At 40.1% G+C, this 15,293-nt stretch carries 11 protein-coding genes; 6 read left to right on the top strand and 5 right to left on the bottom strand.

The window, feature by feature from the left end; genetic code table 11:
• Nucleotide 1 precedes the first annotated feature (1 nt).
• Both BEN71_RS17365 and BEN71_RS17370 read right to left on the bottom strand, forming a co-directional pair.
• A complete protein-coding gene (locus tag BEN71_RS17365; protein ID WP_068975038.1) occupies nucleotides 2-1,399 on the bottom strand; it encodes a TolC family protein in 1,398 nt (465 codons plus the stop codon).
• A 59-nt stretch (nucleotides 1,400-1,458) separates the two neighbouring features.
• Nucleotides 1,459-1,914 carry a cation efflux protein, CzcI-like gene (locus tag BEN71_RS17370; RefSeq protein ID WP_068975122.1) on the bottom strand — a complete coding sequence of 152 codons (456 nt, stop codon included), beginning with the start codon at nucleotides 1,912-1,914 and terminating at the stop codon, nucleotides 1,459-1,461.
• Nucleotides 1,915-2,163: 249 nt separating this feature from the next.
• Here BEN71_RS17370 and BEN71_RS17375 point away from each other — a divergent pair, with 249 nt between their 5' ends.
• Nucleotides 2,164-2,517 carry an SEL1-like repeat protein gene (locus tag BEN71_RS17375; protein WP_068975037.1) on the top strand — a complete coding sequence of 118 codons (354 nt, stop codon included), beginning with the start codon at nucleotides 2,164-2,166 and terminating at the stop codon, nucleotides 2,515-2,517.
• 353 nt (nucleotides 2,518-2,870) lie between these two features.
• Nucleotides 2,871-3,758 (top strand): SDR family NAD(P)-dependent oxidoreductase, encoded by an 888-nt coding sequence (locus BEN71_RS17380; protein WP_068975036.1) that lies wholly within the window; start codon nucleotides 2,871-2,873, stop codon nucleotides 3,756-3,758.
• Between the two features lie 57 nt (nucleotides 3,759-3,815).
• Here the strand turns inward: BEN71_RS17380 and BEN71_RS17385 are convergent, their stop codons facing one another.
• Nucleotides 3,816-6,203, bottom strand: a complete 2,388-nt coding sequence (locus BEN71_RS17385; protein ID WP_068975035.1) for a Tex family protein — start codon at nucleotides 6,201-6,203, stop codon at nucleotides 3,816-3,818.
• A 687-nt stretch (nucleotides 6,204-6,890) separates the two neighbouring features.
• Here BEN71_RS17385 and ompR point away from each other — a divergent pair.
• The 3 genes from ompR (at nucleotide 6,891) to BEN71_RS17400 (ending at nucleotide 11,065) form a co-directional block, all read left to right on the top strand.
• Nucleotides 6,891-7,655, top strand: coding sequence for an osmolarity response regulator transcription factor OmpR (gene ompR, locus BEN71_RS17390; protein ID WP_068975034.1), 765 nt, complete (start codon nucleotides 6,891-6,893; stop codon nucleotides 7,653-7,655).
• Between the two features lie 223 nt (nucleotides 7,656-7,878).
• Nucleotides 7,879-9,339, top strand: a complete 1,461-nt coding sequence (locus tag BEN71_RS17395; protein WP_068975033.1) for an ATP-binding protein — start codon at nucleotides 7,879-7,881, stop codon at nucleotides 9,337-9,339.
• Nucleotides 9,340-9,544: 205 nt separating this feature from the next.
• On the top strand, nucleotides 9,545-11,065 hold the full coding sequence (locus BEN71_RS17400) for an acetyl-CoA hydrolase/transferase family protein (protein WP_068975032.1): 1,521 nt from the start codon (nucleotides 9,545-9,547) through the stop codon (nucleotides 11,063-11,065).
• 636 nt (nucleotides 11,066-11,701) lie between these two features.
• Here BEN71_RS17400 and BEN71_RS17405 read toward each other — a convergent pair.
• Nucleotides 11,702-13,339, bottom strand: coding sequence for a GMC family oxidoreductase (locus tag BEN71_RS17405; protein WP_068975031.1), 1,638 nt, complete (start codon nucleotides 13,337-13,339; stop codon nucleotides 11,702-11,704).
• 199 nt (nucleotides 13,340-13,538) lie between these two features.
• Here BEN71_RS17405 and BEN71_RS17410 point away from each other — a divergent pair, with 199 nt between their 5' ends.
• Nucleotides 13,539-13,958: a GNAT family acetyltransferase gene (locus BEN71_RS17410; protein WP_068975030.1), complete on the top strand. Its 420-nt coding sequence runs from the start codon at nucleotides 13,539-13,541 to the stop codon at nucleotides 13,956-13,958.
• Nucleotides 13,959-14,017: 59 nt separating this feature from the next.
• Here the strand turns inward: BEN71_RS17410 and BEN71_RS17415 are convergent, their stop codons facing one another.
• Nucleotides 14,018-15,289, bottom strand: a complete 1,272-nt coding sequence (locus tag BEN71_RS17415) for an OmpP1/FadL family transporter (RefSeq protein ID WP_068975029.1) — start codon at nucleotides 15,287-15,289, stop codon at nucleotides 14,018-14,020.
• Nucleotides 15,290-15,293: the final 4 nt, after the last annotated feature.

Consider the following 15,293-nt stretch of genomic DNA (forward strand, 5'->3'; position numbering starts at 1 on the left):
ATTAATTTCCCTCACTCATTCCACCCACCACAGGCAATGCCTGCGTGTCCTGCCATAACGTCTGATTGATCTGTGCAATCGCATCTTTTGCCATGAGCTGATCTGGTGCTAAACCTAAACTCAGACTTTCGGCTTCAATCGCACGTTGCCAACCATCTTTCAGTAATTGCACCTTACGCAGACGAACCTCCTGCAACTGCAAAGTCGCCTGCTGTACATCGGTCACGGCAAATTTCCCTGCACTAAACCCCATCAGGGTTTTACGCTGAACCTGTGTGGCGAGGGGAATTTGAGACTGATCCACTTCTTTAAACTGCACTTCCAGGCCCTGTAGTTCGGTCAATAGGGTTCCAATCTGCAAAGCATTCTGTTTCAGATAAAATTCCTGTTGCTTGCCCAGTAAATCCTGTTTTGCCTGTGCAATCTCGACACCATACTGCTGACGATTGAAAATATTTAAGGGAATAGAAACCCCCACCACCAAGGCATTTTCAGTCGCTGTTTCAGCTGATCTGGTTCGATTCATGCCTAAATTGACTGTTGGATTTGGACGTGCCGATGCCTTGAGCTGATCAACGGTGGCTTTGGCTTGCAGTACCTGTAACTGACGTGATTTCTCCATCAGATTATCCGCAAGATAAGCCTGCACCTGTTGTGGAGTGGAACTTGGCCACAGTGACTGTGGGCTTAAACCGATACGGATGGACTTATCTGCATCGCCCCAGACATTGGATAACTGCTGTGTTGCCACCTGTAACTGCAAGTCTGCCTGACGGTATAAACGGACATTTTCCGCATGACTGAGCCTGGCACGATCCACATCAACCTGCGCCACACTGCCCGCCTGATAACGTTTCTGAATCGCATTCAGATTTTCTTCACTGACATTGAGCTGTTCACGAACAACATTGCGTTCCAGTTCAAAAATCGCCAGTTGTGACCACAGATATTTCACCGCCAGTTCAAGCTGTGCCTGATAAATGCGCTGATTCAGCACAGTCTGATCTTTGGCAAGTCGTGCCAGCTGCTGTGCAGATTTACGTTCACCAAACAGATCAAGTCGCTGAGAAAGTCCAATCGAAAGCTCTTTTTCTTCGTCTGAGCCAAAGCCCGCCTGCGCTATGGACAACTCAGGATTTATCCACAGCTTTGACTGTTTTATATTCGCATCGTTGATTTTTTGCAGAGTTAGCCACACACCCTGCGACTGCTGATACTGCTCAGTTTTCTCAATTGCCTGTTGCAAACTCAGCTTTTGAACAGATGAATCTGCCCATGCAACCGATGACATTAAACTGATGACAACAGTGCTGAGAATAGAATTCCGTATTTTAAATACAGCCTTTGATCCTGTTTCAGACACAGGTATCTCTTTTTGTATAGATACACTTTTAGACATGATAATGCCCCACTAAAATGAATATTCAGTGGTGGGTCAATATTTTCGGCTACCCCACCTTATAGCGGGGCGGATGCGGGCGGAGGATTGGGTAGGAATAAATCAGGCGACTGGTACAGATTTTTCCAGTCGATAAAGGCAGATTCAGGATAAGCAACAAATTTAGGTTGATCAGCCTGTTGAGACACATCTGCCACGATAAAATGCGCAAATGAAGGCAAATGATCACTGTGATCATCTTCAAGATGATTCAGAAAATCATGTGCTTTGGCATCATTGAGATGATCATGAATGATTGATTGCGATAATTCATCATTGAAAATAGAGGATATCGAATGCTGTTGCTGATCTTGAGTGCAATTCGGGGCAACATGATGTCCAAAATGCGAGGGTATGAGTTTCGCTGTTGTTGATACGGTACTTTCATGGTCGCAAAAAGCCGCTGCCACATTCCACAAACTTTGGAACATGAACAAACTCAATAAGACTGTAATAAAAATACCTGAGCGTTTCACAGGTGCTGCCTGATTCAAATATTTTGTGAATATAGCAAACTTCTCAGCTGTAATAAAATTACATTCTCATTCTTCACTGATATTGTAAAAAAGTATGTTTATTCATCAATACGTAAAAAATGCAATTGACAAATTACATTATATTATTTGCAAAGTTTAAAAAATAAGCTAAATTAACTATATCTAATCAATTTTTTCTGATTAGCAATCTCTTTTTACTTTGTTAATGGATTAGCAAGGAGGTTTTATATGTTGGTACATATTTTTAACCGTTTTTTAGGAGATTCAACATCTCGCCAAGCATTTGAACAAAATGCTTCCGAAGCTGCACTCGAAAAAGCCCAAGCCCATCATTTTGAAGATCAAAATCTAAGTTTGGATGAAATCACCAATCGTAATGCGATGTGGTGTTATCTTCGAGCTGCATTACGTGGAGATCAAGAAGCTCAATATAAAATGGGTCTCAGTTATTTAAATGGTCAACTTGGTTTAGATCGTAGTTATAGTCATGCTGAAAAATGGCTTGAACAAGCGGCACATCAAGGTCATATCTCAGCACAAGAACAACTTAGAAAAGTTTATGACGAACTCGCCTTTTCATAAATCCTAATGATAAATTCTAATTTTTTGACAAACAGAGTTCATTAGAGCTCTGTTTTTTGTTTCTCTGTTCTTTTTATGCCCACATAAATTTAACTGTCTATTTTCCATCCAGAACTTTAATTATTTAACTTTAAACTGGCTCAGTTATATGATAAAAATCACTGAATTAGTTAAAAATAAATAGAGTATTTACTCTAAAAATATTTTGTAAATTCAGATACTTAATACTAGTATTTTTATTTTTTTTGTATATTATTGCGCCCAACAAATATGATCATCTTTTATACAATGCATGGTCAGCTTGAAACAACAAATACAGCACATATTCATTTCAGTTAATCAGGGAAACAGCTATGAATCAAAAATTAGAGCAACTTTTTCAGCAAAAGGTTCAAGGTAAAGTCGCACTTATCACAGGTGCTTCTAGTGGTATTGGTTTAACCGTTGCAAAAAAACTAGCGGCAGCTGGTGCACACGTCCTTTTAGTATCTCGTACTGAAGAAACACTCAAAGAAGTACAAGCTGAGATCCAAGCTGAAGGCGGTCAAGCGGATATTTTCCCGTGTGATTTGAATGATATGAATGCTATTGATGAAGTCTCTAAGCAAATCATTGCATCTGTCGATCATATTGATATTCTGATTAATAATGCGGGGCGTTCAATCCGTCGTGCTGTACATGAATCTGTTGATCGTTTCCATGATTTTGAGCGTACCATGCAATTGAACTATTTCGGTGCTGTACGTTTGGTATTGAATATTTTACCGCAAATGATGGGGCGTAAAGATGGTCATATCATCAACATCAGTTCAATTGGTGTTTTGGCAAATGCAACCCGTTTCTCTGCTTATGTAGCTTCAAAAGCTGCTTTAGATGCGTTTAGCCGTTGTTTATCTGCGGAAGTTCATTCTCACAAGATTGCGATCACTTCTGTATATATGCCTTTGGTTCGCACACCAATGATTGCACCAACCAAAATTTATAAATATGTACCAACGCTTTCCCCTGAACAAGCGGCTGATTTGGTTGCGTATGCAATCGTAAAACGTCCGAAGAAAGTTGCGACGAATTTAGGTCGTTTGGCTTCGATTACTTATTCAATCGCACCTGGTATTAACAATAAACTGATGTCGATTGGTTTTAACTTATTCCCAAGTTCAACAGCATCTGTCGGCGAACAGCAAAAGTTGAATTTAGTACAACGCGCTTATGCACGCTTGTTCCCAGGTGAGCATTGGTAAGATTACTGCTGCAATAAAAAAACCGCCTTTCGGCGGTTTTTTATTTTAAATCAAAGATTACTTCGAACCTTTAATCCCTGCTTGTAGCAATAATGCCCCTAAACCACCAATTTTATTTTCTTGAGGTTTAGCAGCCTGTGGCTTCTTGTCATGACGAGGTGCTTTATCCTTATTATCATGACGTGCATGATTTGGACGATCACCTTGAGGACGTTTGCCTTGAGGTTTACGTTCACCTCGTTGTTCACCATTGGCATTGTTGAACTCACGCTTTTGACGTGGTGCTTTTGTAGGTGCTTCAGAACCTTCTGGACGCATCGACAAATTCACACGATTACGTTCAGCATCAACAGTTAACACGCGCACTTGAACAATTTGACCAGGTTTCACCACTTTATGTGGATCAGATACAAACTCGTTCGCAAGTTCAGAAATATGGATTAAACCGTCTTGGTGTACACCCACATCGACGAATGCACCGAAATTCGTCACATTGGTAATCACACCTTCAAGTTGCAAACCTTCAGTGAGCTGCCCGACTTCTGTGATGTCTTCACGGAACTTTGCAGTACGGAACTCAGGACGTGGATCACGACCTGGTTTTTCAAGTTCGCTTAATACATCTTGAACAGTCGGAAGACCAAATTGATCATTCACAAACTCTTCCGCTTTCACTTGGCGAATAATTTCAGTATTACCAATGATATCTTTCACTGTCGTTGCTTTTGCAGCAACAATGCTATTCACTAAACCATAAGATTCAGGATGCACAGAAGACGCATCTAAAGGCTCTGAACCATCTTGAATACGTAAGAAACCTGCCGCTTGTTCAAAAGTACGCTCGCCTAAACGTGGTACATTTTTCAAAGCTTGACGGTTATCAAAACGACCATTTTCTTTACGGTAATCAACAATTTGTTGTGCGATTGATTTATTCAAACCTGCGATATAACCCAAAATTGCAGGAGATGCAGTATTAACATCAACACCCACCGCGTTCACACAGTCTTCAACCACTGCATCAAGCGTTTTCGCCAAATTAGTTTGGTTTACATCGTGTTGATATTGACCTACACCAATTGATTTAGGATCAATTTTCACAAGTTCAGCCAATGGATCTTGTAAACGACGTGCAATCGAAACTGCACCACGAATCGCAACATCTAACTCAGGCAGTTCAGCAGAAGCCAATTCTGATGCAGAATAAACCGATGCACCTGCTTCAGATACAGAAACACGGGTTAAATTCAGATCTGCATTGGCAGCCATCATTTCAGCGACAACTGCTTCAGTTTCGCGGCTTGCAGTACCATTGCCAATGGCAATCAAATCCACATTGAATTCACGGCAAAGACGTGCAAGCTCAGCGACAGAACCCGCTTTATCTTCTTTTGGTGCAAATGGATAAATCGTACTATGCGCAAGTACATCACCTGAATTTGACACTACAGCCAATTTCACACCTGTACGAATACCAGGATCTACACCCAGTGTGGTACGCGAACCTGCAGGTGCTGAAAGCAATAAATGACGTAAGTTTTCAGCGAATACATCCATTGCTTCTGATTCAGCTGCAAGACGCTTTTCTGTCAATAAAGAATGTTCAATCGTTGGACGAACTTTGCCGAGCCAGAATAATTTTGCAGTTTGTTTTAAGAAATCACGACGTGCTTGTGGTTCAACTGTTTCAAGATCGTATTCTGTTTCAATGCGAATTAATGGCGCTTCATCTTCACCATCCACTTTTAAACCCAATACGTTTTCTTGTCGACCACGTAACATCGCCAATAAACGATGTGAAGGCACTTTATTGAGGTTTTCAGAGAAATCGAAGTAGTCACGGAATTTTTTACCGACTTCTTTTTTCTCATCTGAAGCCACTAGACTTTTTAACACTGCTGTTTTGGCAAATGTTGCTTTTAAGTCTGTGGTCAACGGAATATTTTGCGCCCAATCATCAATAATGATGTGTTGGATGGCATCCAATTGGCTTTCAACATCGGCATAGTCCTCATGACTAAAACCTGCCAATGCTTCAGTTGGATCAACTTGCTCAGCAATGATCTTTTCTGCAATCGGTCCTAAGCCAGCTTCTTTCGCCTTAAACGACTTACTGGTACGTTTTGGACGGTACGGCGCGTAAAGTTCTTCTAATGCATTTTTTGTTTCAGCGCCATTGACACGAGCCAGTAAGTCATCAGAGAGCTTATTTTGTTCTTTTAATGATTCGATTACTTTTTCACGGCGTTCAAATAAATCACGTAAATAAACTAAGCGTGTATCAAGTTGGCGTAATTGGATGTCGTCTAAGCCTTGCGTTACTTCTTTACGGTAACGTGCAATAAATGGAACACTAGAGCCTTCATCTATCAGTTTAATGGCAGCTTCTACTTGGTTTGGACGTACGGCAAGCTCACTTGCCAACTGCTGAACTAAGTCAGTCATCGTGTTTAATTCCACAAGGATATAAGGACTAAAAGTTAGTGATTATAAAGACCAAGACCATAAAATCCACAATTGTTTTGCAAATTAGCAATGAAAAAAGTGATTAAAGTTCATTTTTATTGGTTTTTAATCACGCAAACCCCGATTTCGCTCTCATCAGTAGCATTCAAACAGCTTTGTAAAATAGTTTTTCGAAGATCAGTTTTTGCACTTTTATATGTGCCGTAGCCAAATATTTTTCACTATTGTCAATTTTAAATTGGGAAATAGATTTTTGATTTCTCCATATACATACGCTTGAATAAACATAAAAGTACCTCCATATTCATTACTACGAGCAGATTTTGACCTTTGTTTTTGTAGCAACAGAAATACCTCCAGTTGGCTGTGAACCCCACAATCCACTGTTCAAATATTTCTGATAACAGCAATGACGAATATATCTACCTAAACAAAAACTTATTGTCTAAATACATCAAAGTTTCATTTGCAAATGGTATAGTTTTTTATTTATAAACATAGAATCGTCTCAAATTTTTATAAATTCTTTATAGATGTTGTTTTTTGGTTTCAATACCGCATGAAAATTGTATTTTTGAGCAATTTGATACATAGTCTTAACAAGAGCTTAGGCAGTATACTGAGATTAACGAATATTTATAATTTACAACATTAAGGGAGTGCATCATGAGTTTAGTTGTACCTGCTGAAAATACAGATGTCGTACAAAACGAAACTGACCGTGTCGAACGCATTTTAGTCGTCGATGATGATGTGCGTTTACGTACCCTTTTGCAGCGCTTCTTGGAAGACAAAGGCTTTGTGGTCAAAACAGCCCACGATGCCACTCAAATGGATCGTCTATTACAACGTGAACTATTTTCACTGATCGTTTTAGACTTCATGTTACCCGTAGAAGACGGCTTAAGCATTTGCCGACGTTTACGTTCATCGAACATTGATACACCTGTGATCATGCTCACCGCTCGTGGTAGCGACTCTGATCGTATTGCAGGGCTAGAAGCCGGTGCGGATGATTATTTACCAAAACCGTTCAATCCTAATGAGTTATTGGCACGTATCCGCGCAGTACTGCGTCGTCAAGTTCGTGAAGTGCCTGGCGCACCAAGCCAAAACGTGGAAGTGGTGTCATTTGGCCCTTGGTCTTTAGATCTCTCAACACGTACCTTGACCCGTGAAGGTCAAGTGGTGACGTTGACCACAGGTGAATTTGCGGTTCTAAAAGCATTGGTACAACACCCGCGTGAACCATTGACTCGCGACAAACTGATGAATCTTGCACGTGGTCGTGAATGGGGTGCCATGGAACGCTCAATTGACGTTCAAGTCTCTCGTTTACGTCGTTTGATCGAAGAAAATCCTGCGCGTGCACGCTACATCCAAACTGTTTGGGGTGTAGGTTATGTGTTTGTTCCAGATGGTGCTGAATAAACTTAAAGATGATTCTATAAAATGAATCTGTTTTAAAAATACTGGCATATTCTGATTGGAATATTGCCAGTATTTTTTTAACGTGAAATATTCAAAGGAATATTTGAAAATAAGCATAACAACAAAACAATGTAGATCAATATTTTGATATTGCTATATCCCGATCATCCATTAAACTAAAAAACATCCAATCACACGATATACCAAATATTAGGATTCATCTGTGAAATTAGAACCCATTGACCCGCAAGCATTTACAGACTTTGAAGCATATCAGGAAAGAAAACGTACTCCTTGGGAACGCTTTCTAGACAAAATCAAACCTCGTTCCGCAGCCATGCGTACCACGGTCTTGGTTTTATTTGTGGTATTCTTCAGCTTGTTTATGTCATTGTGGTTTTTTTGGAAAACACTCTATTTACCAGAAATTCAACAACATGCACGCTTTCTAGCGGTTGAGTTGGAAATGATCAACAATCCACGTTTGCAAATTTATCATGATGAAAAACAATTAGATATTGATGAATGGCTGAGACAACGTGTTGGGGTTGAGTATGTTACCGATCCCAAAGATTATCCCAATGTTAAAGAGAAAATCATTGCAGACTTTTTCACCCGTCGCATTGAAAAACAATTGACCAAAGAACTTGATATCAAAAATGTCACCGTCTACTTCCAGTTTAAACCGAGCCCGCGCATTTGGGTGCAAACCCCTGAAATGAATGGTAATTGGGTACGTGAACCACTGAAAACCTATGCAGACTATAGCCCTGAATTGATTTTAGCGTGGTTATTGGGTGTTCCCTTCATCTCAGCAGCCATCATTCTGACGCTTGTACGCCAACTCAATCGCCCTTTACTCCGCCTGCAAAATGCAGCCAATAGTTATAGTAAAACAGGTAAAGCTCCTTATCTCGAAACCAATCATGGACCCCAGGAAATTCGTGAAGTAAACCAAGCATTTAACCACATGGTTTATACACTTGAACAAACTGAACGTGATCGCCAAATTATGCTCGCAGGAATTTCACATGACCTGAGAACCCCACTGACTCGTATTCGTTTAAGTGCTGAAATGATGGCGGATGATGACTTCCTTAAAGAAGGCATGATTTATGATGTCGATGATATGGACGCGATTCTCAGCCAGTTTATTTCCTATATGCGTGATGGTTCAGATGAGGAAGTCCAAGACACCAATATCAATGTATTGTTACAAGAGCTCATAATCCAATTTAAGCCGTTGGATATTCGTTTCACGCCACAAGAACTCCCAACAATTACTGCTCGCTCGCTTTCTTTAAAGCGTTTGATTGGTAATTTAATTAATAATTCTAAACGATATGGTTCAGAACCGATTGAATTGAGTGCTTTTGTTGAAGATGAGCACATTAAAATCTGTGTAGCTGACCATGGTGAAGGTATTCCCGAAGATCAAATCGAAGATTTAATGCAGCCCTTTGTGCGCGGAAATGCAGCACGAACTGTACAAGGCAGTGGTTTAGGTTTAGCCATTGTGAAGCGAATTGTCGATATTCACCAAGGTGAATTGTCAATTTCTAACCGTCCTGAAGGTGGGCTACAAGCAGTTATTTCTCTTCCACTTCATATAAAAATTGAGGAAGAATCAACACCTACAAATCCGATCCAAAAAATCAAACAAACTTTGAGTGATCATTTCTAATGATCGCTCAATAAATCAACATTTGAATTTGTTTATTTATCAAACAGTCACTATTATTTCGTTAATAAATAATAGCTTAAAAACCATCACAAAACTTTATACCCACATTTACTGAAAAAATTAGACCTTAGCATTAGAGGCATGCACAATTTACATTTAGGGCGGTACAATCCGTCTAGTTTTGAACAAGAATTGAGCGTAAACCATGTCTTTAGATCGTATTCGTTTAGCATCACTCCACAACAAAGTGATGAGCGCAGAACAAGCTGCTACCTTTATCCAAGATGGCATGACTGTAGGGATGAGTGGTTTTACCCGTGCAGGTGAAGCGAAAGCTGTACCTTTGGCATTGGTAGCACAAGCGGAAAAAAATCCGTTAAAAATCACATTAATCACAGGTGCAAGTCTAGGTAATGATCTTGACAAAAAATTGACTGAAGCGGGTGTACTTGCTCGTCGCTTACCTTTCCAAGTGGACAACACTTTACGTAAAGCCATCAACAAAGGCGAAGTGATGTTCATTGACCAACATTTGTCTGAAACTGTTGAACAAATGCGTAACCTTCAGTTGAAAAAACCTGATGTAGCTGTGATTGAAGCTGTTGCGATCACTGAAGATGGTGGCATCATTCCAACAACTTCAGTAGGTAACTCTGCTAGCTTTGCAATTTTTGCTGAAAAAGTGATTGTAGAAATCAACACTAACTTAAGCCCTGCTTTCGAAGGCTTACACGATATTTATATCCCTACTTACCGTCCAACACGTCAACCAATTCCATTGACTAAAGTGGATGAGCGTATTGGTACACCTGCGATCAATATCGATCCTGCTAAAATTGTCGGTATCGTAATCAACAGCGAATTGCATGACTCTCCATCTACCGTTGCTGATGCGGATGATGAAACTCAAGGTATTGCAAACCACTTAATCGCGTTCTTTGAAAAAGAAGTTGCAGAAGGTCGTTTACCAAAAGACTTAGGTCCTTTACAAGCAGGTATTGGTTCGATTGCAAACGCAGTACTCACAGGTCTTAAAGAATCTAACTTTGAAGACTTAGTCATGTATTCAGAAGTACTTCAAGACTGTACATTCGAATTGATCGATGCGGGTAAAATGAAGTTTGCTTCAGGTTCATCAATTACACTTTCTGCTAAATATGGCGAAAAAGTATTTAACAACCTTGAACAATACAAAGACAAACTTGTATTACGCCCACAAGAAATTTCAAACCATCCTGAATTGGTTCGTCGTTTAGGCATCATCGGCATCAACACTGCACTTGAGTTCGATATTTACGGCAACGTAAACTCTACTCACGTATGTGGTACAAAAATGATGAATGGTATCGGTGGTTCAGGTGACTTCGCGCGTAATGCGCACCTTGCAATCTTCGTAACGAAATCAATTGCGAAAGGTGGTGACATTTCTTCTGTTGTGCCATTTGCTTCTCACGTTGACCATGCTGAACACGATGTTGACATCCTTGTAACTGAACAAGGTCTTGCTGACTTACGTGGTCTTGCACCGCGTGAACGTGCTCGTGCAATCATCGACAACTGTGCACACCCAATGTACCGTGATGCATTGAACGATTACTTTGATCGTGCATGTGAGAAAGGCGGTCAAACACCTCATATTCTTCGTGAAGCGCTTTCTTGGCACTCTAACTTTGAAGAAACTGGTCACATGTTGACTGCACAAGCTCAAGAGAAGAAATCTGCATAAGATTTTAAATCTGTTGTAGAAATAAGAAACGCCCACAAGGGCGTTTTTTTATGTCTAATCAATAAGATTCGCAATGAACATCACTCCTCTCAGGAGGAGAAACTAATGCCAATCTGTTAAATCAACTTTATATAAATTAGCCTCTTTTGCCTTTTTACACCAGTTGCTTTAAACGAGGTGATGCTATCGTGAGGCGACATGGATGTCGCCGTTGGACAAGGGCGATATGGATATCCCCTTTGTCCAACAAAGGATTTTTGTCACCTTGCGGAATACATTCCTCATCCTTCAAAAGTGAGGCATCGACTACGCAAAGCAATTTAAATTTTTCAATGTATGTCGAGTCTGTGCAAACCTTTAAATTTTAAATTATTTAACTTTGATCGAAAGATATAACTCCGCAAGAAGATGCAGGAGAAATTTAAAATCCCCTCTCTCTAACTCTCTCCCAAAGGGAGAGAGCTTCAATACTTATTGATTAAGAATGATTTTGAATTGATATTAATTCACACTGAAAGTCCCTTCTCCCTGAGCGAAACAAAGCATTGCTTTGTTGAAGTGCAAGACGTAGTGGGAGAAGGTTAGGATGAGGGGGAGAATATCCAATACTGATTGATTAATAAGTGATTTTTTAAACTAAACAACACCCTCTTTTTTCTCAATAAACGCCACACTCGCCTGATCCTCACGAATCATATCGACTGCCTTTTCAGCAATCATGATTGCAGGCGCATTGGTATTCCCATTGACTACTTTTGGCATAATCGACGCATCCACGACACGTAGATTTTTAATCCCATAGACACATAAACGCGGATCAACCACAGCCATATCATCTACACCCATCTTACAACTGCCAACAGGGTGATAAACCGTATCTGAACGATCTCGTAATATTTGCCGAATCTCTTCGTCCGTTTGAATATTAGATGTAAATAAATCTTCTTTAATCATGCTTTTAAAAGCATTCGATTCCATTAACTTTTGGGTCAGCTTAAACCCTTTAACCATTTCCTCTAAATCAGATTCATCACCATAAAAATCAGGATCTATCAGCAATGGATCATCAATACTTGACCCACTGATTTTAATGGTGCCACGACTTTTCGGATTGAGCAGACAAACATGACATGAAATACCATGCCCCGTATGCATTGTACGTGCATGGTTATCGACTAATGCCACTACAAAATGCAGTTGTAGGTTTGGTACGGTTTGTTCATCAGAGCTTTTAATAAAGCCGCCACATTCTGCAAAATTCGTGGTAATCAAGCCACGGCGCTCCTTACGATAGCGCCCAATCTGCTTGAATAAATCAATTGAACCCGCAATAGATAAACCAAATGTACCCTGAATTTCACTGACCTTATAAGCAAAAATAAAATCTGGATGATCATGAAAATTCTTACCCACACCTGGCAGATGCTTTTTCACTTCGATGCCATGTTGCATGAGTTCTTGCTGATCGCCCACACCTGACAGCATTAAGATTTGCGGTGACTGCATTGCGCCTGCACTTAATAAAACCTCACGGCGCGCACGAATCTGTTTGAGTTGCCCATTCTGTTTATACTCCACACCGATAGCCACGCCATTTTCAATCAAAATACGATGAGTTTGCGCATGGGTTTCTACTGTTAGGTTTTTACGTTCACGATGTGGAAATAAATAAGCACGCGCTGAACTACAACGCTCACCATTGATATGTGTAACTTGGTAAACGCCTAAACCTTCTTGTTCAGCACCATTAAAATCATCAAGAATTTTATAGCCTTGCTCTTTTGCCGCAGCGATGTATTTTTCTTGGAGTGGATTATCACTATGTAGATCAATCACGGAGAGTGGCCCATCATTGCCATGATATTGATCTTTTATTCTTTCGTTTTTTTCTGATTTGATAAAATAAGGTAGTACCTCATCATAAGACCAACCTTCATTGCCCAGTGCAGCCCAATCATCATAATCTTGACGATGTCCTCGGATATAGACCATGGCATTGATTGCAGATGAACCACCTAAGCACTTACCCCGCGGTTGATAGCCTTTTCGACCATTTAAACCACGTTGTGGAACAGTTTCAAATGCCCAATTATTGATTTTAGTAGGAATACTAATCACAGCAGCACAAGGTACTTCGACTTTCCAACCATCTCCTGCGCCACCCGCTTCAAGCAAACACACAGATACAGATGGATTTTCTGAGAGTCGCCCTGCCAATACACAGCCTGAGCTACCACCACCAATAATAATGTAATCAAATTCCTGTTGATTCACGTAAAAATCCTTTTCTTGTTTTAAATTATCTTTTCACCATTATGCATATTTTTATTGAATAAAAAATCACTATTCAAAAATTGTTCAACTTTTAAAATACATTCCACAGCATAAATTTGGCTAAAAAATAGACTTATCATGGCTGCATTTTTATATTAATCTGTTGTAAACATTCTTTTAAAACAAGAGATAAAAAGCGATGTTTATCATTAAACAATTTCAAGAAACAGACATAGATGATGTCATTACACTCTGGGAAATCTGTGATCTAACCCGTCCGTGGAATAACCCTGAAATTGATATTTTTAGAAAAGTTGCGCAAAAAGATGGCTTATTTTTACTGGCAGTCAAAGATGATCAATTGATTGCTTCCGTCATGGGTGGCTATGATGGGCATCGTGGTTGGGTCAATTATCTTGCAGTTCATCCGCATGCACAGCGTAATGGTGTCGCAACCGCACTGATACAGCAACTAGAGAAGCGATTAATCGCACTTGGCTGTCCAAAGCTACAACTTCTCATCCGTAAGGATAATATCGACGTACAAAGCTTCTACGAGCAATTGGGCTATGAAGAAATAGAAGTTGTTTGTCTAGGTAAACGATTGATTCAGGATTAAAAAAGGTCAGTGAATACTGACCTTTCTGTGAAGTCGTTGAAATGGAATAGCGCTAAATTTTAGAATTTATACCCATAAGATACACCGAGAATGTCCTGACTCATTTTCAACTTAGATTCTCCACCACCAAAGGCAGGGGAAATCCGACCTGTGACCTCATCCTCTAATGCATGAGTATAAGCCACACTGAGTTCTTGGTGCTGATCAATATGATAAGTTGCCCCGACACTCAGATGATCTTGAATCACACCTGGTGCAAGAATATTTAAGAATGCTTCACTGGATGGGATCGGCTGATCATTGTGGCTATAACCTGCCCTTAAGGTCAGTTTCGGATGTGCTTGATAGCTCACACCCAATTTATAAACATTGATATCTTCCCAACCAAAACCTGGACCTTGATCTGTACCAAAAGCATGCCCTTGTTTTAACTGAGCGACGTCAAATCTATTTCCAACCGCTTTTACATCCGAATAATTAATGCGTTGCACATCAGCAGCAAGGGTTAATTTAGGCGTTACTTTAACAGCCACGCCAATGCCATAACTTTCAGGTACATCAAAGTCACCCTGCTCTGCAAATAAACCTTGATACTTTTCAAAGCGATCGGCATTAATTTTTGAAGAATAATTTGCACCTAAGGTCAAACGATCATCAAAAAAGTTGCCCGCCCAGCCAATACGTGCGCCAATTCCAGTGGCAGAGTCTTTGCCACGATTACTCAGATTTGAACCATCTGCCGAATAACCTGCAAAGGCTGTGATGCCTTTTGCCTCAAAACGTTGATAAAGAATATTGGTGGCGATACCAACTGATTGATTCTCTGCATATTTCCAAGACACTGCAGGAGAAATAAAGACTTGTGTTAAATCTACACCAGCAGTACCTGAATTACCAAATGCTGCAAAGGGGTTATTCTTATAGCCCGTATTCATCCCACCATTGCCATAAATAGCCAAACCTAAAGCAACCTGATCATTGATTTGATGATTCAAAGCTACTTCAGGCAAAACAAAGTATTTACGTCCATTGCCATCATATGAGCCATTGGCATTGGGATAACCTTGTGGCATTTGATTGCCACTGATTTGTGCTGAACGATCTGGTGAAAATACAGTTGCTCCAACATCAACACGACTACCGTTCCAACTCAAGCCAGCAGGGTTGTTCGCAATGGTCAAAGCATCCTGGAATTGTGCGATTGAGGTTCCTGCACTGCCTTGCGCTTTGACACCATAACCATGCATAAAATAGCCTGTCGTTGCAAATGAAGTCGTACTTAATAAAGAGATCAATAAAGTCAGAGATAATTTTTTATGTGAGGCGTTCATAATT

This window comes from Acinetobacter wuhouensis (assembly GCF_001696605.3).
Lineage (GTDB): Bacteria > Pseudomonadota > Gammaproteobacteria > Pseudomonadales > Moraxellaceae > Acinetobacter > Acinetobacter wuhouensis.